The 23,802-nt window shown below is 59.0% G+C and carries 21 protein-coding genes; 4 read left to right on the top strand and 17 right to left on the bottom strand.

What is annotated here, in order from left to right:
• Positions 1 to 197: 197 nt before the first annotated feature.
• The 7 genes from ACOQFT_RS21410 to purC all read right to left on the bottom strand — a co-directional run bounded on the left by ACOQFT_RS21410 (position 198) and on the right by purC (position 6,974).
• On the bottom strand, positions 198 to 1,532 hold the full coding sequence (locus ACOQFT_RS21410) for a sigma-54-dependent transcriptional regulator (protein WP_170324832.1): 1,335 nt from the start codon (positions 1,530 to 1,532) through the stop codon (positions 198 to 200).
• A 13-nt stretch (positions 1,533 to 1,545) separates the two neighbouring features.
• Complete coding sequence (locus ACOQFT_RS21405; RefSeq protein ID WP_421599856.1) at positions 1,546 to 3,312, bottom strand: sensor histidine kinase; 1,767 nt, start codon at positions 3,310 to 3,312, stop codon at positions 1,546 to 1,548.
• Between the two features lie 36 nt (positions 3,313 to 3,348).
• A complete protein-coding gene (gene purQ, locus ACOQFT_RS21400; RefSeq protein WP_421599855.1) occupies positions 3,349 to 4,017 on the bottom strand; it encodes a phosphoribosylformylglycinamidine synthase subunit PurQ in 669 nt (222 codons plus the stop codon).
• Positions 4,018 to 4,028: 11 nt separating this feature from the next.
• Complete coding sequence (locus tag ACOQFT_RS21395) at positions 4,029 to 5,072, bottom strand: zinc-dependent alcohol dehydrogenase family protein (RefSeq protein WP_421599854.1); 1,044 nt, start codon at positions 5,070 to 5,072, stop codon at positions 4,029 to 4,031.
• Between the two features lie 4 nt (positions 5,073 to 5,076).
• The gene (gene purS / locus ACOQFT_RS21390; protein WP_109311572.1) at positions 5,077 to 5,307 is read right to left on the bottom strand and encodes a phosphoribosylformylglycinamidine synthase subunit PurS; all 231 of its coding nucleotides are present in this window, start codon (positions 5,305 to 5,307) and stop codon (positions 5,077 to 5,079) included.
• Positions 5,308 to 5,423: 116 nt separating this feature from the next.
• The gene (locus ACOQFT_RS21385; RefSeq protein ID WP_421599853.1) at positions 5,424 to 6,086 is read right to left on the bottom strand and encodes a MarC family protein; all 663 of its coding nucleotides are present in this window, start codon (positions 6,084 to 6,086) and stop codon (positions 5,424 to 5,426) included.
• A gap of 132 nt (positions 6,087 to 6,218) precedes the next feature.
• Positions 6,219 to 6,974: a phosphoribosylaminoimidazolesuccinocarboxamide synthase gene (purC, locus tag ACOQFT_RS21380; RefSeq protein WP_421599852.1), complete on the bottom strand. Its 756-nt coding sequence runs from the start codon at positions 6,972 to 6,974 to the stop codon at positions 6,219 to 6,221.
• A 187-nt stretch (positions 6,975 to 7,161) separates the two neighbouring features.
• Here purC and ACOQFT_RS21375 point away from each other — a divergent pair, with 187 nt between their 5' ends.
• Both ACOQFT_RS21375 and bmt read left to right on the top strand, forming a co-directional pair.
• Positions 7,162 to 7,479: a DUF1476 domain-containing protein gene (locus tag ACOQFT_RS21375; protein WP_421599851.1), complete on the top strand. Its 318-nt coding sequence runs from the start codon at positions 7,162 to 7,164 to the stop codon at positions 7,477 to 7,479.
• A 123-nt stretch (positions 7,480 to 7,602) separates the two neighbouring features.
• Positions 7,603 to 8,616 (top strand): betaine--homocysteine S-methyltransferase, encoded by a 1,014-nt coding sequence (bmt, locus tag ACOQFT_RS21370; RefSeq protein ID WP_421599850.1) that lies wholly within the window; start codon positions 7,603 to 7,605, stop codon positions 8,614 to 8,616.
• Positions 8,617 to 8,619: 3 nt separating this feature from the next.
• On the opposite strand, the gene ACOQFT_RS21365 is transcribed toward bmt, so the two are convergent.
• The 10 genes from ACOQFT_RS21365 to ACOQFT_RS21320 form a co-directional block, all read right to left on the bottom strand.
• Positions 8,620 to 9,396, bottom strand: a complete 777-nt coding sequence (locus ACOQFT_RS21365; RefSeq protein WP_421599849.1) for an enoyl-CoA hydratase-related protein — start codon at positions 9,394 to 9,396, stop codon at positions 8,620 to 8,622.
• A 74-nt stretch (positions 9,397 to 9,470) separates the two neighbouring features.
• A complete protein-coding gene (locus ACOQFT_RS21360; protein WP_421599848.1) occupies positions 9,471 to 9,926 on the bottom strand; it encodes a cytochrome c-type biogenesis protein in 456 nt (151 codons plus the stop codon).
• Positions 9,923 to 11,887 (bottom strand): heme lyase CcmF/NrfE family subunit, encoded by a 1,965-nt coding sequence (locus tag ACOQFT_RS21355; protein ID WP_421599847.1) that lies wholly within the window; start codon positions 11,885 to 11,887, stop codon positions 9,923 to 9,925. Before ACOQFT_RS21355 ends, ACOQFT_RS21360 begins: the two co-directional genes overlap by 4 nt.
• 75 nt (positions 11,888 to 11,962) lie before the next feature.
• Positions 11,963 to 12,541, bottom strand: coding sequence for a holin family protein (locus tag ACOQFT_RS21350; RefSeq protein ID WP_421599846.1), 579 nt, complete (start codon positions 12,539 to 12,541; stop codon positions 11,963 to 11,965).
• Positions 12,532 to 13,143 carry a holin-associated N-acetylmuramidase gene (locus ACOQFT_RS21345; RefSeq protein WP_421599845.1) on the bottom strand — a complete coding sequence of 204 codons (612 nt, stop codon included), beginning with the start codon at positions 13,141 to 13,143 and terminating at the stop codon, positions 12,532 to 12,534. Before ACOQFT_RS21345 ends, ACOQFT_RS21350 begins: the two co-directional genes overlap by 10 nt.
• 147 nt (positions 13,144 to 13,290) lie before the next feature.
• On the bottom strand, positions 13,291 to 13,737 hold the full coding sequence (gene ccmE, locus ACOQFT_RS21340; RefSeq protein WP_421599844.1) for a cytochrome c maturation protein CcmE: 447 nt from the start codon (positions 13,735 to 13,737) through the stop codon (positions 13,291 to 13,293).
• 7 nt (positions 13,738 to 13,744) lie between these two features.
• Positions 13,745 to 14,773, bottom strand: a complete 1,029-nt coding sequence (gene argC / locus ACOQFT_RS21335) for an N-acetyl-gamma-glutamyl-phosphate reductase (RefSeq protein WP_421599843.1) — start codon at positions 14,771 to 14,773, stop codon at positions 13,745 to 13,747.
• Positions 14,774 to 14,867: 94 nt separating this feature from the next.
• Positions 14,868 to 15,677 (bottom strand): glutamate racemase, encoded by an 810-nt coding sequence (locus ACOQFT_RS21330; RefSeq protein WP_421599842.1) that lies wholly within the window; start codon positions 15,675 to 15,677, stop codon positions 14,868 to 14,870.
• An 8-nt stretch (positions 15,678 to 15,685) separates the two neighbouring features.
• Positions 15,686 to 16,564 (bottom strand): lysophospholipid acyltransferase family protein, encoded by an 879-nt coding sequence (locus ACOQFT_RS21325; RefSeq protein ID WP_421599841.1) that lies wholly within the window; start codon positions 16,562 to 16,564, stop codon positions 15,686 to 15,688.
• Between the two features lie 80 nt (positions 16,565 to 16,644).
• A complete protein-coding gene (locus tag ACOQFT_RS21320) occupies positions 16,645 to 20,064 on the bottom strand; it encodes an indolepyruvate ferredoxin oxidoreductase family protein (RefSeq protein ID WP_421599840.1) in 3,420 nt (1,139 codons plus the stop codon).
• 169 nt (positions 20,065 to 20,233) lie between these two features.
• Here ACOQFT_RS21320 and ACOQFT_RS21315 point away from each other — a divergent pair, with 169 nt between their 5' ends.
• Positions 20,234 to 21,142: a LysR family transcriptional regulator gene (locus ACOQFT_RS21315; protein WP_421599839.1), complete on the top strand. Its 909-nt coding sequence runs from the start codon at positions 20,234 to 20,236 to the stop codon at positions 21,140 to 21,142.
• A gap of 279 nt (positions 21,143 to 21,421) precedes the next feature.
• Positions 21,422 to 23,707 carry a mechanosensitive ion channel domain-containing protein gene (locus ACOQFT_RS21310; RefSeq protein ID WP_421599838.1) on the top strand — a complete coding sequence of 762 codons (2,286 nt, stop codon included), beginning with the start codon at positions 21,422 to 21,424 and terminating at the stop codon, positions 23,705 to 23,707.
• Positions 23,708 to 23,802: the final 95 nt, after the last annotated feature.

The following is a 23,802-nucleotide window of genomic DNA, read 5'->3' as shown; positions in this document are numbered from 1 at the left end:
GCGAAACTCAAAGATTCGGGGCTTAGGGGCACAAAAAGGCCCAACCCGTTCGGACACAATAAAAGCAGTCCTGTGGAAAAGACAATGGGCAAACTGCATCACGGGCCCTGAACACCGCTCAGGATCCCTTCATCTGGCCAAAAATACCACGGGGGAGTCGCCTGAAAGGCGGTGGGGACAGAGCCCCCCCTGCCCAATTACAGGTAATCCGAACGCTGCAGGCCGTATTTTGCCATCTTCTCGTTCAGTGTCCGCCGCGGCAGACACAGCTCTTCCATGACCGACGCAATCGAGCCCTTGTGACGGCGCATCGTGTTGTCGATCAGCATCCGTTCGAACGCCTCGACATATTCCTTGAGCGGCTTGCCCTCGGTCGTCATCACCGGCTGCATTTCCTCGTGATCCGACATCAGCAGCGACGCAATCGTGCCCGATCCGCGGCGAGACTGCAGCACGGCACGCTCGGCAATGTTGATCAGCTGCCGCACATTGCCCGGCCACGGGGCCTGCAGCAGCTGCGCCGCTTCCTGAGCGCTGACCTGCGGTGCATCACAACCGTATTCCTCGGCAAATTGCTCGCTGAGGCGGGTAAACAGCGTCAGGATATCCTCGCCCCGCTGGCGCAGCGGCGGCATGGTGATCCGCAGCGCGGCCAAGCGATAGAACAGGTCCGGGCGCAGCACATCCTCGCTGGTCTTTCCGGCCTCTTGCAGGTTGGAAATCGCCACGATCCGGGTTTCCGCCGGTGTGCCCTGATCATTCATGACACTCAGCAGGCGGGCCTGAAGCGTATCGCTCAGCGCTTCGACGTCCTCCAGAACCAAAGTTCCCCCGCGTGCCTCTTCTATGGCAGGCAGTTGAGTATCCTCGGGCATCATCGGGCCAAAGAGACGTTTTGACAGAACGTCTTCCTCAAGCGCCGCGCAGGACACCAGAACGAATTTCTTTCCGGCCCGGCTGCCCACCGCGTGCAGCGCGTGCGCCACCAGGGTCTTCCCCGTACCGGTTTCGCCGTCGATCAGGACATGGCCATCTGCCTGCCCCAGATCCAGAATGTCCTCGCGCAGGCGTTCCATCACCGGGCTGGCACCGATCAATTTGTTCATAATCTGGGTGCCACCCGACAGCTCGCGCCGCAGCGCCCGGTTGTCCAGTGTCAGACGGCGGGCATTGCTGGCCCGCTTGGCCAGTTCCGACATCCGGTCCGGATTGAACGGCTTTTCAAGGAAATCGAACGCACCCACGCGCATCGCCTCAACCGCCATCGGCACGTCACCGTGACCGGTGATCATGATGACCGGCAGAGTGCTGTCGGCACCCATCAGCTTTTTCAGCAGCTGAATGCCGTCCATACCGGGCATCTTGATGTCCGAGATGACAATGCCCGGATAGTCCGGCCCCAATACCTTCAACGCGTCCTCGGCGCTCGAGAAGGTTTCGGTGTCATAGCCCGACAGTGCCAGCCACTGGCTGATCGACTGGCGCATGTCCTGTTCGTCATCCACAATGGCGATTTTCATGGCCTGTGCCATAGTACTTCCTTTGTTATTCAGCGGCCTCGAGGCCGTCGCTTCCCAGTATCGGCAGCTGCATCTCAAACACCGCGCCACCGTGCTGGCTGTTGCGGGCGGTCAAACGCCCCCCATGGTCGTTTACGATACCCGAAGAGATGGCAAGTCCCAAACCGACGCCGTCTCCGGGCTGCTTGGTGGTGTAGAACGGTTCAAACAGGTTCTCGATATCCTCGATCCCATAGCCGTTGTCACGGACGGTCAGCACCGCCATATCGCCTGCGGCCAGAATGATTTCCACGTCCGGCTCTGATACAGATTTGGTGGCGTCCAGCGCATTGCGCAAGAGGTTCACCATCACCTGTTCGATCCGCATCCGGTCCCCCATCACAATAACAGGTTCTTCGGGCAAAATCTGAGTGATCTTCACATGCCGCTGGCGCAGCTGCGGTTCCATCATCGACAGGGATGAGGCCAGCGCTTCGCCAAGATTTACAGGCGAAAACGCATCCGCGCCCTTGCGTGCGTAAGACTTGAGCTGTCGGGTGATCGCGCCCATCCTCTCAATCAGCCCATCGATGCGGCCAAAACTGGCCAGCGCCTCTTCGGGGCGGTTTCGGCGCAGCAGCAGACGCGCGCCAGCCAAATAGGTCTTCATTGCAGCCAGCGGTTGATTCAGCTCATGACTGACAGCGGCGGACATCTCGCCCAAGGCGGCCAGTTTCGAGCTTTGAGCAAGCGTCTGCTCGGCAACTTCCAGCGTCTTTTCAACCCTTTCCCGCTCAGCAATTTCCCGCTGCAACCTTGCATTCAATGCGCGAAGCTCTGCCGACTCGCGCTGGAACAGGGCCATCCGCAACGTCGCCCTCCGGCTGAGCGCGTAGAAGGCCAGCGCCAGCAGAATCGCGAAGCCCATAATCTCAAGCGCAAGAACGCTGTTCACCTTTTCCCGGATCGAGGCATAAGTCGTGAAGGACGTCATCTGCCAACCGCGGAATGGAATGCGCGTCTCCATCCGCATCACGGCCTCGCCCTGCAGATAGGCATCTGGCGGCAGCGCTGTCCAATCGGCCGTGGCCCGGATTGCACGTTGGATCGCGCCTTCCGGGGGCTGCCGCAGCATGGCTGCGTTTTCGTCGAGCCCCCGCCATTGCGGTTCGGTCGACAGGATGATCGTACCGGTGCTGTCGGTGACCATCACCGCATCGGAAATACCAGCCCAGGCGAGTTCGAACTTGTGCAGATCGACCTCGACAACAATCACACCAAGGATATCTGCGTTGGCATCGATGCGGCGAGAATAGACAAAGCTGTAACCACCGGATTCTTTCGGGATCACGGTGAAGATCGTGGCATTCGAGCGGACAGCGTCAATAAAATAAGGCGAACTGCGATGCGCCTCACCCAATCGGTTGCGATCGGTTGACGCTACCAGACGCCCGTCGCCATCCAGCAACATCAAGGACGCGGCCCCAATCTCTTCGACGAATGAGATCAGGCGCTGGGTGGACAGCGAAAAGTCATGGGATTGCAGCGCCGAGATCAACGTGGGGTCGCGGGACAGAAGCTGCGGCACAATTGCATTTCTGCGCAGCTCGCTCAGCAGGTTGCCAGAATACAGCGCCAGGCGCACCTCGGCCCGGTTTCGGGTCGACTCGGTGAACCTGTCGGTCAGCAGACGGTTCGTGATCCAGATCGTCGCAACGGCAGCGACCAGCAATGCGATCACAGCAAACCGCAGGCGCCACCCAAGGGGCGCACCGCGGAAAGGTTTTGTCAGATTGGACCAGCCGAAACTCATCCCGGGAAATTACGCGGGCTTCGTTGCAACCTCAAGTCACGCAGGCGCGAGGACACCCGACAATGCGCGGAACAATGCCGTACCGTCGGTGCCTCCATGCCCATCATCCGCAGCGCGCTCAGGGTGCGGCATCATCCCAAGAACCCTGCGGTTTTCCGACAGGATACCGGCGATGTCCCCGACCGAGCCGTTCGGATTCTCGGTATAGGTGAATGCGATCCGGTCCTGATCCTGAAGCGCGGACAATGTGGCGTCATCGGCGAAATAGTTTCCATCATGGTGCGCAATCGGAATTCCGATCACATCGCCTGCGTTGTAGCCTTGGGTAAAGGCGCTGTCGCTGGTGGCCACCTTCAGACCCACGGTCTTGCAGATGTATTTCAAACCCGCGTTACGCAGCAGCGCGCCGGGCAGGATGCCGGTCTCGGTCAGGATCTGGAACCCGTTGCACACCCCCACGGCGTAACCGCCACGATTTGTGTGGTCGACGACAGCCTTGCAGATCGGCGATTGTGCGGCGATGGCACCGCAGCGCAGGTAGTCTCCATACGAAAACCCGCCGGGCACGCCTACGATGTCGATCCCTTCGGGCAGCGCGGCATCCTTGTGCCAGACCATATCGACCTGAAACCCGGCCTGTTCAAAGGCCACTGCAAGGTCCCGGTCACAGTTCGAACCGGGGAAAACGATGACGGCTGCGCGCATTGCGGACCCTCCTAACAGACAAAATCGGTGACCACGGCAACACCTGGTGGCGTTGGATGGTCAAAGGCGGCAAGTTCCTCACTTACCTGGTTCAGAGATATTTTTCGCGTCACCAGCGGGCTGAGATCAACGCTGCCCCCGGAAATCAGCGACAACAGCGACGGATAGCGCCAGCTTGGCATCCCGCGGGTTCCGTAAACGGCCAGTTGGCCTGAATACAGCACGTCCATCGGCAAAGACATTGTCGAGTGCTTTCCGGCCGGCATTCCGATCTGCACCATGCGGCCCAGCTTACGCAGGGATTTCACGGCAGCAACGGTGGTGGTTTCGATTCCCAGCGCCTCAATCGCGACATGCGCACCGCCGCCGGTGATTTCTTTCACGACCTCCGATGCATCACTGGTGGCCGCATTGACGACGGCGTCAGCGCCAAGGCTTGTGGCATAGGCCAGCTTGTCGTCAACGATATCGACCACGACGACACGCGCCCCAAGCGCCTTACCCAGCAAGAGTGTTGAGACGCCCACGCCGCCGCCGCCAAAGATGGCAAGCCACTCGCCGCCCTGTATCTGCGCCCGCCCCACCAGAGCCTGCCAGGCGGTCGTCACCCGACAGCCCAGGGCAGCCGCGATTTCAGGCGCGAGCGTGTCCGGCAAAGCCGTCAGGTTGGCGTCGGCGTGCGCCACGGCAATGTGCTCGGCAAAGGCCCCGTCACAGGTGAAACCAGGCACCACCTGATCCGAGCAGATCGTTTGGTGGCCCTGCGCACAATCCGAACAATGGCCGCAGGCCAGAATGAACGGCGCAATCACCCGATCCCCAGCTTTCCAACGGGTCACCCGCGCCCCAACGGCAACGACTTCGCCGCAATATTCGTGCCCGGGTGTTATCGGCAAGACCACATCCGGATCAGACCCCGACCACGCGTGCCAATCCGACCGGCAAACACCGCAAGCCAGCACTCGGACGACAACGCCGTCCTCGGCCGGCTCTGGGTCGGGAATGGTCGTCAGCTCCAACGACTGACGATAGGTGATCAGACGGGCGGCCCGCATCAAGTCAGACCAGTTCGATCTCGTAACGTTCGATGACGGTGTTGGCCAACAGCTTTTCGCACATCTCGGTGATGTCGGCCTCGGTCGCACCTTCGGCCAGTTCAAGGTCGATCACCTTGCCCTGACGCACGCCTTCGACCTGATCAAAGCCCATAGCGCCCAAAGCGTGCCGGACGGCCTCACCCTGCGGGTCGAGGACCCCGTTTTTCAGCATCACATGCACCCGTGCTTTCATTCCTGCAACTCCAGCTGAGGGCCGTGGTTCCGGGCCCGTTCCGTTGCGCGGGGGATAGCGTGTGAAGCGGCGCTCGACAACCCTTGTCCGCATACAGTTTGACGCAGGTTGGTTGATCAGCTTCCGCCGATCAGTCCCGGGTACCGCGCATCTATGGCGTTGAATGTGCCGGTCAGCACCATCTCGACCGCGACGGCGACAAGAATGATCGCCATGACGCGGGTGATGACATTGATCATGGTCGGCCCGAAAAACCGCGATATCGGGTCCGCGAACAGCAACCCCAGCCCCACGATCGCGCAGGCAATCAGCACCGCGGACCCCAGTGTGACAATCTCGGCCCCGTCCGACAGCGTGTGGGCAAAAACAATTGTGGTCGCAATGGTTCCTGGACCAATGGTCAGAGGAATCGCCAGTGGCACAACGGCGATGTTGCTTTTCTTCTTGCCCCCCTCTTCCACCGCCTGCTGATCGCCCTGCGGCCGGTCAGACGCGTTCAGCATCGACATACCAACCCCCAGAATGATCAATCCACCCGCAATGCGGAACGAGGGGATGTCGATGCCAAAGATAGCCAGCACCTCTTCGCCCACCAGCACGGCGATCAGGGCGACGACCACAACAGTACCCGTCACGATTAACGCCACGCGCTTGCGCTCGGACGTCGAATAGCCCTCGGTCATGCTCAGAAAGATCGGGATGCCGTAAAGCGGGTTGAAGATCGCCAGCAGCGCCGCGAGGAACTTCAGAAAGACAGCCTGATCAAACAATTCGGCCATATTGGGACCACCCTGATTGCACCTGCCCGACAATGCGAAGGACCGGGCGCGCTGTCAAACCACCAGAGCAAAAAGAAAAAAGCGCCGTCTTGGCGGACGGCGCTTTCACTCATTTTCCCACCAAAAGGCCGCTTAGTTGATCAGCGTCGGTTTGGTCACGTTGCTTTTCGGCAGGACGCCCAGACGGCGAGCAACTTCAGAATACGCATCGGTCAGATTGCCCAGATCGCGGCGGAACACGTCCTTGTCCAGTTTCTGACCGGTCTCGATATCCCACAGACGGCAGCTGTCGGGGCTGATCTCATCCGCGATGATCAGACGCTGATAGTCGCCGTCATAAACGCGCCCGATCTCGATCTTGAAGTCGACCAGACGGATGCCCACCGCCAACATCACACCGCTCATGAAGTCATTCACCCGCAGTGCCAGGCTGAGGATGTCTTCCATGTCCTGCTGGCTGGCCCAGCCAAAGGCGGCGATATGTTCTTCGGTGACCAGAGGATCACCCAGCGCGTCGTCCTTGTAGCAGTATTCCACGATCGGACGCGGCAGTTGCGTGCCCTCGGCAATGCCCAGACGTTTCGACATCGACCCGGCGGCATAGTTGCGCACGATCACTTCCAGCGGCACGATCTCGCAGCTGCGTACCAGCTGTTCGCGCATGTTCAGACGGCGGATGAAATGGGTCGGCACGCCGATCTGCGCCAGACCGTTCATGAAGAACTCGCTCAGGCGGTTGTTCAGCACGCCCTTGCCGTCGATCACGTCCTTCTTCTCGGCGTTGAACGCGGTGGCGTCGTCCTTGAAATACTGCACGATTGTACCCGGCTCGGGTCCTTCGTACAGAATCTTGGCTTTACCTTCATAGATTTTCTTGCGACGCGCCATAAGCGACCTTTCCACTCTGCACAGAGGGAATGAGTCCCCTCACGTTGGCGTTCTCATAGTGCAAGCCCCCCTTTCCCGCAAGTTTACTGACCCGAGGGGCTTTGACGCAGCGCAAATCCCTTGCGAACGGGCGCACGTATAGTCATATCATCAGGAAAGAAGTTGTTATCCAAGAGGTCCCCAACCAATGACCACGTTTGACGAACGCGAATACGCCTTTGAAGCCAAGTTTGCGCATGACGAGGAAATGCAGTTCAAAGCACAAGCCCGCTGCAACAAGCTGCTTGGCCTGTGGGCTGCAGAAAAACTGGGCAAAACCGGCGAAGAGGCCGAAGACTACGCCAAAACCGTCGTCACTGCCGATCTGGAAGAAGCCGGACACGAAGACGTTGTGCGCAAGATCTCGGGCGATCTGGGTTCGCTGTCGTCGGACGACGAAATCCGCGCCAAGATGGCCGAGCTTCTGCCCGAAGCCAAAGCGCAGGTTCTTAGCGAGACAGACTAAGGCGTTAGCGCCTGCCTCATGATCTTCATGAGATTTATGAATTTGATTTAACGCCCCGGTCATGAGACACGGGGCGTCTCCAATAGATGCCAGGCCTTTTGCGCCTTTTTTCGGAACACCCCAATGACAAATGCACTGAGCAAGCTTCTTGAATCCAACGATGCCATTCTGGCAGATGGGGCAACTGGTACCAATCTGTTTAACATGGGCCTTCAGTCCGGCGACGCGCCCGAGCTATGGAACGTGGATGCACCGGACAAGATCCGCGCGCTGTATCAGGGCTCGGTCGATGCGGGCAGCGATCTGTTTCTGACCAACACGTTCGGCGGCACCTCGGCGCGTCTGAAACTGCATGATGCGCAGAACCGAGTGGGTGAGTTGAACCGCATTGGCGCAGAATTGGGCCGCGAAGTTGCTGACAAGGCCGGGCGTCCTGTCGTGGTGGCTGGTTCGGTCGGTCCGACGGGCGAAATCATGCAACCCGTAGGCAGCCTGTCCCACGCCGCTGCGGTTGAGATGTTCCATGAACAGGCCGAAGCGCTCAAGGCTGGTGGTGTGGACGTTCTGTGGGTCGAGACGATCAGCGCACCCGAAGAGTTCCGCGCGGCAGCCGAGGCCTTTGCTATGGCCGACATGCCCTGGTGCGGCACCATGAGCTTTGACACTGCCGGGCGCACAATGATGGGCGTGACCTCGGCCGATTTGGTGCAGCTGGTCGAAACCCTGCCCAACCCGCCGATTGCCTTCGGCGCCAATTGCGGCACCGGTGCCTCGGACATTCTGCGCACTGTGCTGGGCTTTGCCGCACAAGGAACCGAGCGTCCCGTGATTTCGAAAGGCAATGCAGGCATTCCGAAATACGTCGACGGCCACATCCACTATGACGGAACGCCGGATCTGATGGGGGACTATGCGGCCATGGCGCGCGATGCCGGGGCAACTATCATTGGCGGTTGCTGCGGCACCATGCCCGACCATCTGCGTAAAATGCGCGAGGCTCTGGATACCAGACAGCGCAGCTCGCGCCCGACGCTGGATCAGATAACCGATGCTCTTGGGCCGTTCTCTTCGGCATCGGATGGAACTGGCGACGATGCCGCGCCCGAGCGGCGCACACGCCGCCGCCGCCGCGCCTAATCTTCAACGCCCCTCGAATTTCGGGGGGCGTTTTTCCATGAAGGCCACAACGCCTTCGGCAAAATCGCGGCTACGACCGCAATCGCCCTGCAAGTGCGCCTCAATCGCCAGCTGCTGCGGCAGCGTTTTCTCATAAGTTCCGCGGATCGCCTTTTTGATCGCACCGAATCCGGCTGTAGGGCCGTTGGCCAGATACGCAGCGCGCTTGCGCCAATGGGCGTCAAACGCGTCGTCGGGCACAGCCTCCCAGATCAGGCCCCAGTCATCCGCCTGCCGCGCGCTGATCTTGTCGGCGAACAACGCGGCCCCCATGGCCTTGGCGAACCCCATCTGGCGCGGCATGAACCACGTACCGCCCGCATCGGGCAACAAGCCAATCCGGGCAAAAGCCTGCAGGAAATACGCACTTTCGGTTGCGATCACCACATCGGCACTCAGCGCAAGGTTCGCCCCTGCCCCGGCGGCCGGGCCGTTGACGGCCGCAATGGTTGGAACCGGGCAATCATAGATCATCTCAAGCATCGGCTCGTATTCATCGCGCAGCGTCCGTTCCAGATCAATCTTGCCGGTGCTGGACGCGTCCCCGAGATCCTGACCCGAGCAAAACGCACCGCCGGACCCGGTCAGAACAATTGCCCGCGCGTGCCGGGCGGCGTGTTTCATCGCGTGCGTGACCTCGGCCCGCATCTGAGCCGTCATCGCATTCATCTTGTCGGGACGGTTCAGGGTCACAACCGCCAAATCGTCCGTGATATCCAACAGGATCGTTTCGTATTCCATGAACCCCTCCCCAAATTTCCGGTCTTTCCGGAACCCTGACCGAAATGCAGGGGAAGGAAAAGCGGAACCCTGGGTCAGTCTTCAAGAATTTGGCGCAAACGCTCTTTTTCGGCGTCGGTCAGTTTGTCCTTTTCACCACTGACCTGAACTTGGGATCGCTTGCGCAGAAAGTTCCATCCCATCGCTGCGGCGATCAGCAACATGATCGGACCGGCCAGCCATAGCATCAGGTTCGAGCCCGAGGTGGTCGGTTTCAGCAACACATACTCGCCGTAACGATCCACGATGAAGGCAATCGCCTCTTGGTCCGTATCTCCGGCGACCAGTCGTTCCCGCAGCAGCAGGCGCAGGTCGCGCGCCAGTTCGGCGTTACTTTCATCGATGCTTTCGTTGCGGCAGACAAGACAGCGCAGCCCGGTGCTGAGGTCCCGGGCCCGTTGCTCCAGCACCGGATCGTCCAGCACTTCGTCGGGCTGCACGGCGAACAGGGGCGACGCAATCAGCGTCAGGATCAGGATCAGACGTTTCATTCCGCAGGTACCCCGCCCGTTGGCGCCTTGCGCGCACCGGCTGCAACCCGGAACCGGCGGTCCGACAGGCTGAGCAAACCGCCCAGAGCCATCAGGATACACCCGCCCCAAATCCAGTTCGCCAGCGGTTTGATATAGGTCCGCATGACCCAGCCGCCATCGGCCTGCTGGTCACCTATCACCACATAAAGGTCACCAAGGAACCGATAGTCGATCGCCGCCTCGGTGGTGGGCATCCGTGCAACCGGATAGTCGCGTTTTTCAGGATGAAGCGTGCCCATGGGCCGCCCATTCTTTTCAACCCGAACATCTGCCATGGTCGAGAAATAGTTCGGCCCCTGCACTCGCTGCACATCTGTCAGGGTCAGGGTGAACTGCCCAACCTCAAACGGCTGACCGGGTTGTGCGACGCGGATGTCTTCGACCTCCCACGCCGTCAGGCCGGCAATGGCGAACATGGTTACGCCCAGACCCGTATGCGCCACGGCCTTGCCCCAGTCTGCACCCGGCAGGCGGAACAGGCGTTTGAGGCTGCCTTTGCGGCCCGTGCGGCTCCATAAATCGACGGCGGCGCCGAAGGTGATCCATGCGCCCAGGAACAGGCCAACCGGTCCCAGTGCGCTGCGTCCTGTCTGCATCGCCCAGACCAGCAAGGCCAGAGCCAACGCCAGCAGGAATGCATAGCGCAAGGAATTGGCGGTTTTGCCAAGCTTGCCGCGCTTCCACGGCAGCATCGCCCCTACTGGCAATGCAATACCCAAAGCAACCATGAAAGGCGTGAAGGCTGCGTTGAAGAACGGCGCACCGACCGAGAGTTTACGGTCAAAAGCCATCTCGGCCACCATCGGCCACATCGTCCCGACGAACACGACGAAACAGCTGACGGCCAGCAGGATATTGTTCAGAATCAGCGCGCTTTCGCGGCTGACCATGCCAAAGACGCCCTTGGCCTCCATCGCCTGCGCGCGTGCGGCAAACAGAGTTAGTGAGCCGCCGATGAAGATCACCAGAATAAACAGGATGAACACGCCGCGCTCGGGGTCATTGGCGAAGGCGTGAACCGACGTCAGCAGCCCCGACCGCACGATGAACGTACCGATCAGCGAGAAGCCAAAGGCGATGATCGCCAGTAGAATAGTCCAGCTTTTCAACGCCTCGCGCTTTTCCACCACAATGGCCGAATGCAGCAGCGCGGCAGCCAGCAGCCACGGCATAAACGAGGCATTTTCGACCGGGTCCCAGAACCAGAAACCACCCCAACCAAGCTCGTAGTAAGCCCACCAGGACCCCAGCGCGATGCCGATGGTCAGGAACACCCACGCAGCCAACGTCCAGGGACGCACCCAGCGGCCCCATGCGGCATCCACACGCCCCTCAATCAGGGCGGCGACGGCAAAGCTGAAGGCCATGCTCAGGCCCACGTAGCCCAGATACAGGAACGGCGGGTGGAAGGCCAAACCGGGGTCCTGCAACAGCGGGTTCAGATCGCGCCCGTCAAACGGAGCAACGATCAGCCGGTCAAACGGGTTCGAGGTGAACAGGATGAAGGCAAAGAACGCCACCGCAATCGCAGCCTGAACCGCGAGAACCCGCGCTTTCAGCGTGGGCGGCAGGCCGCCTCCGAAAAACGCAGCCATGGCGCCGAACAGCGACACGATCAGCACCCACAACAGCATTGAGCCCTCGTGGTTCCCCCATGTACCGCTGATCTTGTATAGCATCGGCTTGGCGGAATGGCTGTTTTCAACCACCACCCGCAACGAGAAATCCGAGGCCACAAACGCCCAGACCAGCGCCAAGAACGAGAATCCCACCAGCAGGAACTGCAATATGGCTGCAGGTTCAGCAAAGGACATCCAACCGGGCCACCGTTTGGCGGCACCTATCAGCGGAACAACTGACTGCACGATGGCAACCAGAAAAGCGAGGATCAGGGCAAAATGGCCAAGTTCTGTAATCATGGCCCCGGATATAATCCTGTTGCCCGGCAAGCACCAATCACTTTCGCCCCTTTGGGGCGAGCATAGTGTCGCGGGTCAGGTCGCGCGTTTGCGCCGCCAGTCCTCCAAAGCAGGGTTATCACCGGTATGGCTCGCGTTTTCGGCCAGAGCAACATCCGTCCCCGGATCGGCAGCTCCGATTCCATCGCTGCGCAGGGCCTTCAACGCCCGCAGGTTTTCCAGCACCTGTGGGGTGCGCTTCATCGTGGCCGTGATCTCTCGCTGCATATCCTGAACCTTGGCCTGATGCCGCGCACCGAAATAGAACGACACGATCACCCCTAGCAGCCACCACAACGGTTCAGGAACCAGCGCGATCCCCTGCATCCGCGCCGCAAACCACAAAGGATCGACCATAGCGGCTATGAACAGACCCAACGTCCCCAGCGCCATCGCCGGGCGCGGCAACCGGTTGAGCCCGTCCATGAACCGATCAAACGCCCCCTTTGTCGGTGCCTGAAATTCCTGACCAAACTGAACCATCGCCTGTTGCTGCAACACCAGGCCGCGCTCGGCCCCATTTTCGGCATTTTCACGAAAAATTTCAGCAGTTTCGCGAACAACATTCCGCCCGCCTCCAAACAGAAACGTCAAGACGTTCGAGATCATTCCCATCCCGCAACCCTCCTTTGAAAATCTGAATCGCTCAGGTGATAGGTCGACGAGACGAACTCCTCGGCCCGCCTAATCCATCCGCCTTTGCCACCCGCTCGATTCCGAGCGTATTTGCGAGAGGCTGGTCGGTGGTCGGCCAGACGGAAATAAAAATTGCGCCGCGCAACCCCATAGGCATCGCGCAAGGTAACCGGATCAGGGTCTGCCGCGTTCTGGCAGGCCCGCGCGGTTTTCGGCCCGACGACACCGTCTACCACGACCCCGAACCCCATTTCGCGCAGCAGCCGTTGAAGGATCTTGACGGCATGACCGCCCGCATTGACGTACATGTCAAAAACCGATGGGTGCAAAACCTGCGGCAGCAGGCTCAACCGGGGCAACTCAAAGTAATGCTCCACAAAAATATCGACGGCCTGCGATCTACTGAGCAACCGCACATCGGCGCCGTTGATCACCCCATCGTCTGACAGGTCCAACCCGAGGCGGCGTATGGTGTGAATGGTCACACCGTATTTGGTCGCCCCGCCGGGATCGTCCGGATCATCCACAAACCCGCCTTCACGCGCCACGATCTCAGTTGCAATCTGTCGTACCGTCTGCATTGCACCCTCCGCATTTGGTGCGACACACGGTTTCCCAACCCGGTTAAATTCCAACAACGAAACAGGGCGCTGCCCGCCTGTTGCGCGCAACGCCCTTTTTCATCTTTTCCGAAATACTCCCGCCGGAGGCCCGCAGCGCAGCTGCGTTCAGCTTTCGTCAGCCTCCTGATAAACGCCTTGCTCTTTCAGCGCGTCCACAACCTCTTTCGGCATATAGGTTTCGTCGTGTTTGGCAAGGATTTCAGTGGCTTCAAATACACCATTCACATAAGAACCCGTGCCCACCATCCCCTGATTTTCGGCAAACAGATCAGGCAAAACGCCGGTAAACGCCACTGGCACACTCTCGCCACCGTCTGTCACGACAAAATGCACCGTCTCGCCCTGCCCGCGAATGATCGAGCCCTCCTCGACCAGACCACCGATGCGGAACACTTCGGTTGGTTTCGGAGGTTCTGCGATCACCTGGCTGGGTGAGCGAAAAAAGTTGATGCCATCCTGCAACGCATACCCAATCAACCCCGTGGCCACAAAAAGGGCCACGACGGCCAGCAGAATGACTTGGACTCGACGGCGTTTCTTGAGCGTTTTCATTTCGTCCTCACGGGAACAACGGGGCCATCATCAGGCCCGCGGTTTCATCCTCACCTAACATCAGGTTGGCGTTCTGCAAGGCTTGGCCACTGCTACCTTTTGTCAGGTTATCCAATGCGCCAATCACGATGGCGCGACGTTCAATCCGGTCACCAACCACACCGATATGGCAAAAGTTCGAGCCCCGCACATGGTGGGTCGAGGGCGTCTCGCCAAACGGCAGCATCCGGATAAACGGTTCATTTTCATAGGCTTTAGCCAGAGCCTCATACACGCTGGCCGGATCACCCTTTACATAAGTGGTCGCCAGAATACCCCGGTTGGCCGGGATCAGGTGCGGCGTGAACTGCACATGCACGGTGCGACCGGCCAAGGCCGAGAACTCCTGATCGAACTCGCCCAGATGCCGGTGCGTGCCACCCACAGCATAGGCATTGTAGCCCTCGCTGAGTTCTGCATGAAGCAGGTTTTCTTTCAGCGACCGGCCTGCCCCCGACACGGCGCATTTCAGGTCCAGTACGATATCATCCAGATCAATCACACCGGCCGTGATCAGCGGCCGCAACACATACTGACCCGTCGCCGCGTTGCAACCCGTGCCGGCCACCAGCCGCGCGTTGCGGATATCATCGCGGTAGAACTCGGTCAGGCCGTAAACCGCCTCTTCCTGCTGCTCCAAAGCCACGTGCGGATTGCCGTACCACTTTTCGTACTCTTCCGCGTCCCGCAGACGGAAATCCGCGGACAGGTCGATGATCTTCAGGTCTTTCGGAAGGTCGCGAATGACCTCCTGGCTGGTTTTATGCGGCAAGGCGCAGAAACACAGATCGACTTGCGAGAAATCAATCTCGGAGATTTTGCACAGGTCCGGCAGGTCCATGTGGCGCAAATGCGGGAAGACCTGCGCCATCGGCATCCCTGCCTTGCGCTCGGCAGCCAAAGCCGTGATTTCCATGTGCGGATGCTCGGCGATCAACCGCACCAGTTCAGCGCCGGTATAACCCGAGGCACCCAGAATTGCGATTTTATGGGTCATGTCAGACCTCTTGTTCCATTGTGTCACAGATCACGACCGCCGATGCGACGGCCTTCAAATAAAGGAGATTGCGCTGAGCCGTCCTTGACCTAAGTCACGCGGCGTCGAACGTGATTTGTCGTCGGAGGAACTGCGTGGCCCGGTCGCTGACAGTGCCGGGCCTGCCAGTGGTCAGAAACCCACCTTTGCCCTCACCCTGCATCTTCGGGTGTCTCTGCAGATAATCCGCAAGGCTTTCGGCCACCAAAGCACCCTGGCTGAACACTTGCACTTCCGACCCCAGGGCGGCCTGAAAGGTCTCGGCCATCAGCGGATAGTGGGTGCAGCCCAGAATCGCGGCCTGCGGTTCCGGCATTTTCCGTTTCAACGCATCCACATGGCTGCGCACCAGAGCCTCGGCCAATATCATGTCACCATCTTCGATGGCATCGACCACACCGCCACAGGCCTGCGCCTCGACGTCCACACCAATCGCGCGGAACGCCAGTTCACGCTGAAAGGCGCGGCTGGAGACCGTCGCTGGCGTGGCAAACAGCGCCACATGTTTCACAGCAACCTCACGCGGAGGGCTGTTGTCGCCCCATTGACGCTCGGTAAGGGCTTCGATCAGCGGCACAAAGACGCCGAGAACGCGCTTTCCCTCGGGCACGCCTTCTTCCTGCATCCGGCGCAACGCGGCCGCGCTGGCGGTGTTGCAGGCCAGAATCACCAGATCACAGCCGCGATTCCACAGGTCGTAAACAGCGCGTCGCGTCAGGTCATAGATATTCTCGGCATCGCGCACGCCATAAGGCGCATGGGCGCTGTCCGCAAAATACAACAAATCCACGTCCGGCAGACGTTTCTGCACGGCGTCCAGAACGGTCAGACCGCCCAATCCAGAATCAAAAATGCCTACTGCCATTTGCCCCTTTAGGCGCGATGCCGTTCCTCAAACTCATAGCCATAGTCGTAAGACTTCAGCGGCTTTGGGGAAAGCTCATACGTGGCTTTGCGCAAGAAATCCATCATCTTGCGTGTGTCCTTGGCCAAAGGGTCCAGAACGTCGCGCCCGATGGGGTTTCCAATAACAACCTTGACCGGAGTATCTACCCGCTTTTTGAACTCTTTGATCAACAGACCCATGCGCAGAGTGTTGTGCAAATGGCTGGCGATCTGGAACAGGCGCGAGGTATGGCCATCGAAGAAAACCGGAACGACCGTAGCGTTCGACTTAGCCACCATCCGCGCCGTAAAACCGCGCCAACCCGGGTCCATCGGGTATGAGAACGGTTTGACCCCGGTGCTGACCGTGCCGCCCGGGAAAATCCCGATTGCGCCGCCCTCACCCAGATAGTTCAGCGCCGTTTTTCGGGTTTCAAGGTTCAGCTTCATCGCCTCTTTGGTCTGGTCAAACGAGATCGGCAGAATGATGCGATTTATGTCCTCGGCCTTGCGGAAAACGCGGTGGGCCAGAATACGAAAATCCCCTCGCGTCTCGGACAGCATATGACCCATCATGAGTCCATCCAAGATCCCGTACGGATGGTTGGCGATCAGGATGAGCGGGCCGTCCTTTGGAATGTTCGACAGCGCCCCGCCGACTATATCCAGCGACAGACCATAGCGACCCACCATCACAGACCAGAAATCACGCCCATCGGTCACTTCTTTCTCATACCCATCTGCGCGCTTAATCAGACGCAAGCGACCTGTGGTGTTCTCCATCAGCTTGATCACCATCTTCCCGCCCCTGGTTTCGGCGGAATGGGCATAGGAAATGTCACGAGCGACGTGCCGACGCGAGGGCATTCGAGTCTCCGAGGTTTGCTACCTGCAAGATAGGTTTATGCAACAACTTTGCCTAGGCTTCGTGACAAGCCCGTGACGATTTACTCGGCGGCTGCGCGCAGTTCGGGCCCTCCGTCACGGATCACGGCCAACAGTTCCTCGCGCCGTTTGGCGGCTTTGGCCTCGTTGGCGCGCAACACTGGCCCGAACCCTCGAATGTCCAGCGGCAATTGCGCAAGAGCAATAACGGCATCCCGCGTTTGCGGTGTAACAAGCGGCGTTATCTCTTTGATATCACGCTCATATTGCTTGATCAACTTTCGCTCCATCCGGCGTTCGGCATTATAGCCGAAAATGTCCAGCGGCGTCCCGCGCAGGGCTTTAAGCCTGGTCAAAAGCTTCATCGGCTTCAGCAACCATTCCCCATAGGCCCGTTTCTTCGCTCGACCATCCGACCCGGTGCCACCCAAAATGGGCGGGGCCAGATAGAAGGTCATTTTGAAATCCCCATCGAACTCGGCGGCCGCTTTTTCGCGGCTGTCCAGCATCAATCGGGCAACCTCGTATTCATCCTTGTAAGACAACAGTTTATGATAACCTTTTGCCACTGCTTTTCGGATGCCTTCATCCTCAAACGCATTGACCAGCTTGAGATACCGGTTGGCCAGACGACCACTTTGATAGGCGGTCAGGTGCTGCACGCGGAACTCAATCATCTGGTCCAGAGTTTTCGGCAATTCAGCTGTATTAGGCTCGAGAATCCCGGCAACATCCTGCGGGTGCAGGACCGCCCAGCGACCGATATCGAAGGCGCGTTTGTTGCGTTCAACCGCCGTGCCGTTCAATTCAATGGCCGACAAGATTGCGTCATGACTGACCGGCAACAAGCCACGTTGCCACGCCGCGCCAAAGATCATCATGTTGGAATAGATCGAGTCCCCCATCACCGCACGCGCCAGTTCGGTGGCGTCGAACAGGGAAACATCTTCCTTCAACCGCGCCTGTAGCGACAGTTTGAGCCGATCGCCTGGAATTCGGAACTCGGTATCGCGGGTGAAATCACCGGTGATGGTTTCATGAGAGTTGACGACAGCCCCGGTTTGACCCGCCCGCGTCAGGCCCAAGGTCTTGGCCCCGGCGGACACTACCAGATCGCCACCGATCAACGCGTGCGCTTCGCCTGTGGCCACGCGAATGGCGCTGATATCCTCGGGACGGTTGGCCAGACGGCAGTTGATATGCACGGCTCCGCCCTTTTGGGCGAGGCCTGCCATCTCCATCATTCCGGCACCTTTGCCGTCGATCTGCGCGGCCTGGGCCAGAATGGCACCCAAGGTCACGACACCTGTGCCCCCGACCCCCGTGATCACCACGTTATGCGTGCCCTTGATTTCCGGCAGTACGGGTTCGGACAGATCCGGCAGGTCGATCTCGGTGGTGGCTTCCTTGCGGATTTGCGCGCCTTCCAACGTTACGAACGACGGGCAAAACCCGTTGATACAAGAGAAATCCTTGTTGCAGCTGGATTGATCGATGGCCCGCTTCCGGCCCAGTTCGGTCTCTTTCGGAACGATCGAGACGCAGTTCGACTGCACGCCGCAATCGCCACAGCCTTCGCAGATATCGGCATTGATAAAGACCCGTTTGTCCGGATCCGGGAACGCACCCTTTTTGCGCCGGCGTCGTTTCTCGGCCGCGCAGGTCTGGACGTAGACGATGACCGAGACGCCCTCGATCTCGCGGAACCGTTCCTGAACCTGCATCAGTCCGGCGCGTTCAAATGTTTCAACTCCGGCAGGCAAAACCTTGAAGTTCAAGTCTTCTTTTTCATCATAGACCACAGCGACATGCTGAACGCCCATGGCCTTGACCTCGGCCACGATCCGTTCGGCGGTCAGGTCACCCTCATTCTCCTGCCCGCCGGTCATGGCGACGGCGTCGTTGTAAAGGATCTTGAAGGTGATATTCGTACCCGCCGCCAAAGCCGCCCGGATCGCTTGCACGCCCGAGTGGTTGTAGGTCCCGTCACCAAGGTTCTGGAACACGTGTTTGGTGGTCGAGAATGGAGCCTCACCAATCCAGTTCACGCCCTCACCCCCCATTTGGGTAAAGCCTGTAGTGTCTCGGTCCATCCACTGCACCATGTAGTGACAGCCGATGCCCGCATAAGCGCGACTGCCATCGGGCAGCCGGGTCGAGCTGTTATGCGGACAGCCTGAACAGAAATATGGCAGACGCGTCGCAATTTCCTCGGCATTATCGGCGCGGCGGGCTTCGGACAAGCTGTTCAGACCGGCGCGGACACCGTCTGTCTCACGGCCCTCTTCGATCAGAATCTCACCCAGTTTCTCGGCGATCATGATCGGATCCAGCGCGCCCCGAGTCGGGAACAGTTCCTCGCGGTGCAGAGTCCCGGCCCCGCCCTTGTACCAGCCATATACGCGGCGGCCCCGGCGGTCGTCAAAGATGGCCTCTTTGACCTGCACCTCGATCAGCTTTCGTTTTTCTTCAACGATAACAATCAGGTCCAACCCTTCAGCCCAGTCGTGGAACCCGGCCATGTCCAACGGAAAGGTCTGTCCGATCTTGTAGGTGGTGATGCCCAAACGTTCGACTTCATCCTCGTCGAGATTCAACAGAGACATCGCATGGGTCAGGTCCAGCCAGTTCTTCCCTGCAGCGACAAAGCCGATCTTAGCTCCGGGCTTGCCCCAGACCCTGCGGTCCATCTTGTTGGCGTGCGAAAACGTTTCAGCGGCAAAGCGCTTGAAATCGATGATCCGCCCTTCCTGCAAGTGCGGCGTATCGCCCAGACGGATGTTCAGCCCGCCCTCGGGCATGTCGAACTTAGGCAACATCAGGTTCATCCGGTCGACGCTGCCATCCACAACCGAAGTCACCTCGATCGTATCCTTCATCGTCTTCAGGCCGACCCAGAGCCCCGAGAACCGGCTAAGCGCAAACCCGTAAATACCATAGTCCAGAATTTCCTGTACCCCGGCCGGGCTGACGATCGGCATATACATATCGACCAGAGACCACTCCGACTGGTGCAGAACGGTCGAGCTTTCGCCAGTGTGGTCATCCCCCATCGCCATCAGTACACCGCCATGTTTGGCCGTGCCCGCCATGTTGGCGTGGCGCATCACGTCGCCGGACCGGTCTACTCCGGGTCCTTTGCCGTACCACAGACCGAAGACACCATCGAACCGCCCGTCCCCGCGCAGCCCAGCCTGCTGGCTGCCCCACAGCGCTGTGGCGGCCAAATCTTCGTTCAAGCCGTATTGAAAAGTAACGTCGCTTTCGGACAGTTGCTTTTGGGCCCGCGTCATCTGCTGGTCCACGGCACCAAGCGGCGATCCGCGATAGCCGGTTACCAGACCGGCGGTATTCAGCCCCGCCTGCATGTCCCGCGCCTTTTGGATCAGCATCAGGCGCACCAGCGCTTGCGTGCCATTCAAAAGGATCGGGTTCTTTTTCAGATCGAAGCGGTCATTCAGTGATATTTGTGGCTGACTCATCAGACGCCTCCCCTCGTCAGATCAGTGTGCTACTTTTTCACCCATTTTAGGTCATAATTTCTGACCTGCATAGGGTTTATCCTCTGAAACCTAAGGATTTCAGCCTTTGATTGTGGAAGTTGTTACCTATTTCATATAGGCGTTCCGAAAGATAACGAAAGTTGCGGCGATGGATTGGGACAAGCTTAGGATATTTCACGCGGTGGCGGATGCAGGCAGCCTGACTCATGCGGGTGACAAGCTGAACCTGTCGCAATCGGCCGTCAGCCGACAGATAAGGGCGCTGGAGGAGTCGCTTGATTCGACTCTGTTTCACCGCCACGCACGCGGGCTGATTCTGACCGAACAAGGAGAGTTGCTGTTCGATGCGACCTCGGCCATGTCCAAACGTCTGGACGCCGCCGCCGCCCGTATCCGCGACAGCGAAGAAGAAGTCTTTGGTGTACTGCGAGTCACCACCACGTTCGGCTTTGGAACGCTTTGGCTCGCCCCGCGCCTTCCGAAGCTGTATGAACAATACCCCGATCTCAACATCGACCTGATGCTGGAGGAACGCGTGCTCGACCTGCCAATGCGCGAGGCCGACGTCGCCATCCGCATGAAAGAACCCAGCCAAGCCGATCTGGTCCGCAAACGGCTGATGACCGTGCAGATGACCCTCTATGCAACACAGGAATACATCGAAACCCATGGTGGGATGCTGAAATCCCTGGACGAGATTAAAGACCACCGGCTGATCTGCCAGACACCCTCGGCCCCGCAGGTTGGCGCAAGCGCGTCGATGGTGCGGCACCTGATGACCTACAATCCCGGCTCGCTGCTGACGGTGAACAACTATTTCGGCGTTCTGCAGGGCGTGTTGCACAATCTGGGAATCGGCGTGCTGCCGGACTACGTCACGCAGGATTTCCCGCATCTTGTGCCGGTTCTGTCGGATATCGAAACCGCAGACGTTCCCGTCTACCTCGCCTACCCCGAGGAATTGCGCCATTCCAAGCGCGTCGCCGCCTTCCGCGACTTTGTTCAGGATGAGATCATCGCGCAACGCAAACAGTTGAAGCAAATGGGAAAACTCTAGCTATGCATATGTAGCATAGCGGGCATGATCAGCAATCAGTCTGATAAATCTTGATCGTTCACAAACTGATCCCTAAATGAGCACTCGAAGACGGTGATGCTGCAACGCTCATCATCTTCATACCTCCCTGTTGGACTACGGCCGAGCTTAGTGCTCGGCCTTTTTTTTGCTTTCAGGCAACGCACGCAGGTTCGAATGGTGAAACATCTGTGAAATTCGGGCACTTAGACCTATGATCACAAAAAAAATCACGAAGACTTGCGTTCGAGGACAGATTCTATGTTTCACCCTTTTCGCCTATTGTTGGCGATAATCTCCGTCATCTGCTTGACCGGGCCCGTATTGGCCCAGAACAGCGGCACCACAGGTTCCGCAGCCTCTGTCAGCATTCCCGAAGACCTGACGCCCGAGCAGGTGGACGATCTGGTCGCGCGGATGTCAGACGATCAGGTTCGCGCCATTCTTCTGGAACGTCTGGACGCGGTCGCCGAGCAAAAGGCCGCGGAAGCCGCGGAACGCGAAGACCCGATCACGGAATTAAACGAAATCTGGGCGGAAATGGTGGCGTCGTGGACGCATGTCGCCGTCACCGTGCCTAACCTTTTCAGCGCGCAGGTACATGCTGTCGACAATTTCGTCGGCACGTTCGGGACCAACGGCGTGTTTGTCCTTATGGGGTTGTTGCTGAGCGTACTGATCGTTGGCTTCATCGCGGAAAAGCTGTTCGGATTTTTGACCCGAAAGTGGCAAAGCCAGGCCGAACCCGCCGATGAGAATGATCTGTGGGGGGCCGTCAGCTATCTGTTCCGCCGCTTCTGCCACGAGATAGCGGGTTTGGTGGTTTTCTATGTCGTCATCCGCGCCCTTGGACGCGGTCTTCTGACGCCGGAACAAGTGACCTATGCCGCGCCTTTCGTGTTCTACCTGATCTGGATCCCACGACTGGGCGCAGCCGTCTCGCGTTTTGTTCTGGCGCCGAACAAACCTCATTTCCGCCTTGTGAACATAGATGATCACTGGGCGAAATACCTGCACCGAAATCTGATCGGTCTGTTGCTGCTGATCGGGTTCACACTGTTCATCATCCATTTCAATGAACTGAACGGGGTCACCGCTGGCGAAACGCGCATCGGGTTCTGGCTGAATGCGGCAATCCACATCTATATCGGCGTCATTGCCTGGAAGGCCCGCGAAGGCTTGTCGCAGATGATGCTGGGCACTGACCCCGATCACACCAAGTTCGACGAGGAAGTGGCGCATTACTATCCATACTTCGCCATTGTTGTTTCTGCCGCGATATGGCTGCTGGTCGAGTTTCTGGTGGCGCAACGTAATCCCTCATCCCTTGCATTGCTGGTTCAGGGGGCGCATTTCACGACGATGTTCTGGCTGCTGATCGCACCTGCACTGGACACGTTAATCCGCGGTCTGGTGCGCCATCTTCAGCCACCTATGATGGGCGAAGGTCCGGTGGCGGAGAAAGCCTATAGATCCACCAAGCGCAGCTATATTCGCATCGGTCGGGTTTTGGCCGGAATTCTGGTCATTCTGATGATTGCCAGGGCCTGGGACCTCGACCTTCGGGAAATCGCAGGCGGTGGTGCCGAATCCGGCAGCAAGCTGATCCAGTTCTTCATCATCATCGCCGTCGGTTACATTCTGAACGAGGTCGTCTCGCTCTGGATCAACCGTCGTCTGGCCAAGGAACAAACCGCTGCCGAACAAAGCCCGGATGAAGAGGCCGGCGAAGGCGGTGGCTCTGGTGGGTCGCGTCTGGCGACGGTTCTGCCCCTGCTGCGCGTGACCGCTCAGGCCGCCATTGCGGTGATCTTTGTCCTGCTCGCCCTCGGGGCGCTGGGGATCAACATCACGCCGTTGCTGGCCGGTGCCGGTGTTCTGGGCCTGGCCATCGGCTTCGGCGCCCAGAAGCTGGTAGCCGATATCGTCGGCGGGATCTTCTTTCTGGTGGATGATGCCTTTCGCGTGGGTGAATACGTCGATGTGGGCGGCACCACCGGCACGGTCGAGAAAATCTCGATCCGGTCGATGCAGTTGCGCCATCATCGCGGACCGGTTCACACCATTCCCTATGGCGAAATTCAGAAGCTGACCAATTACAGCCGCGACTGGGTCATCATGAAGCTGAAATTCACCGTGCCATTCGACACCGACCCCAACAAGGTAAAGAAGATCTTCAAGAAGATCGGTGCCGAGATGATGGAGGACGAGACCCACAAGGACGGTTTCCTGCAGCCCTTCAAGTCTCAGGGCGTGTTCGACTTTGACGATGTGGGTATGATTATCCGGGGCAAGTTCATGGCCAAACCGGGCAAGCAGTTCACGCTGCGCAAAGAAATCTTCAACCGGGTCAAAGCCGCGTTCAAGGAAAACGGCATCGACTTTGCCCGCCGCGAGGTGCGCGTTGCGATCCCCGGCCTGGACGATGCTGATCACCTGTCCGAGGAACAAAAGGCCGCCGTCGGGGCCGCGGCCGGTGAAGCAGCCAACCAGAAAGCCGAACAACAGGCGCAGAAACCCGGCTCGGCACACGGCGCGCCGGAATAATCCGGAAACCTTTGAAATCCAGAATGGCCGCCCTGCTGACCCAGCCGGGCGGCCATTTTTTAACGCGCAGCCCGCGTCAAACTATGCGTTGCGGG

It is taken from the genome of Ruegeria sp. MALMAid1280 (genome assembly GCF_049195285.1).
GTDB lineage: Bacteria > Pseudomonadota > Alphaproteobacteria > Rhodobacterales > Rhodobacteraceae > Ruegeria.
Note: the sequence above shows the minus strand (reverse complement) of the source record. Positions and strands in the feature narration are given on the sequence as shown.

Bases quoted from the DNA above. Each gene is read 5' to 3' on its own strand.
- ACOQFT_RS21410 (WP_170324832.1), bottom strand. From the start codon at position 1,532: ATGGCACAGGCCATGAAAATCGCCATTGTGGATGACGAACAGGACATG.
- ACOQFT_RS21405 (WP_421599856.1), bottom strand. From the start codon at position 3,312: ATGAGTTTCGGCTGGTCCAATCTGACAAAACCTTTCCGCGGTGCGCCC.
- purQ (WP_421599855.1), bottom strand. From the start codon at position 4,017: ATGCGCGCAGCCGTCATCGTTTTCCCCGGTTCGAACTGTGACCGGGAC.
- ACOQFT_RS21395 (WP_421599854.1), bottom strand. From the start codon at position 5,072: ATGCGGGCCGCCCGTCTGATCACCTATCGTCAGTCGTTGGAGCTGACG.
- purS (WP_109311572.1), bottom strand. From the start codon at position 5,307: ATGAAAGCACGGGTGCATGTGATGCTGAAAAACGGGGTCCTCGACCCG.
- ACOQFT_RS21385 (WP_421599853.1), bottom strand. From the start codon at position 6,086: ATGGCCGAATTGTTTGATCAGGCTGTCTTTCTGAAGTTCCTCGCGGCG.
- purC (WP_421599852.1), bottom strand. From the start codon at position 6,974: ATGGCGCGTCGCAAGAAAATCTATGAAGGTAAAGCCAAGATTCTGTAC.
- ACOQFT_RS21375 (WP_421599851.1), top strand. From the start codon at position 7,162: ATGACCACGTTTGACGAACGCGAATACGCCTTTGAAGCCAAGTTTGCG.
- bmt (WP_421599850.1), top strand. From the start codon at position 7,603: ATGACAAATGCACTGAGCAAGCTTCTTGAATCCAACGATGCCATTCTG.
- ACOQFT_RS21365 (WP_421599849.1), bottom strand. From the start codon at position 9,396: ATGGAATACGAAACGATCCTGTTGGATATCACGGACGATTTGGCGGTT.
- ACOQFT_RS21360 (WP_421599848.1), bottom strand. From the start codon at position 9,926: ATGAAACGTCTGATCCTGATCCTGACGCTGATTGCGTCGCCCCTGTTC.
- ACOQFT_RS21355 (WP_421599847.1), bottom strand. From the start codon at position 11,887: ATGATTACAGAACTTGGCCATTTTGCCCTGATCCTCGCTTTTCTGGTT.
- ACOQFT_RS21350 (WP_421599846.1), bottom strand. From the start codon at position 12,541: ATGGGAATGATCTCGAACGTCTTGACGTTTCTGTTTGGAGGCGGGCGG.
- ACOQFT_RS21345 (WP_421599845.1), bottom strand. From the start codon at position 13,143: ATGCAGACGGTACGACAGATTGCAACTGAGATCGTGGCGCGTGAAGGC.
- ccmE (WP_421599844.1), bottom strand. From the start codon at position 13,737: ATGAAAACGCTCAAGAAACGCCGTCGAGTCCAAGTCATTCTGCTGGCC.
- argC (WP_421599843.1), bottom strand. From the start codon at position 14,773: ATGACCCATAAAATCGCAATTCTGGGTGCCTCGGGTTATACCGGCGCT.
- ACOQFT_RS21330 (WP_421599842.1), bottom strand. From the start codon at position 15,677: ATGGCAGTAGGCATTTTTGATTCTGGATTGGGCGGTCTGACCGTTCTG.
- ACOQFT_RS21325 (WP_421599841.1), bottom strand. From the start codon at position 16,564: ATGCCCTCGCGTCGGCACGTCGCTCGTGACATTTCCTATGCCCATTCC.
- ACOQFT_RS21320 (WP_421599840.1), bottom strand. From the start codon at position 20,064: ATGAGTCAGCCACAAATATCACTGAATGACCGCTTCGATCTGAAAAAG.
- ACOQFT_RS21315 (WP_421599839.1), top strand. From the start codon at position 20,234: ATGGATTGGGACAAGCTTAGGATATTTCACGCGGTGGCGGATGCAGGC.
- ACOQFT_RS21310 (WP_421599838.1), top strand. From the start codon at position 21,422: ATGTTTCACCCTTTTCGCCTATTGTTGGCGATAATCTCCGTCATCTGC.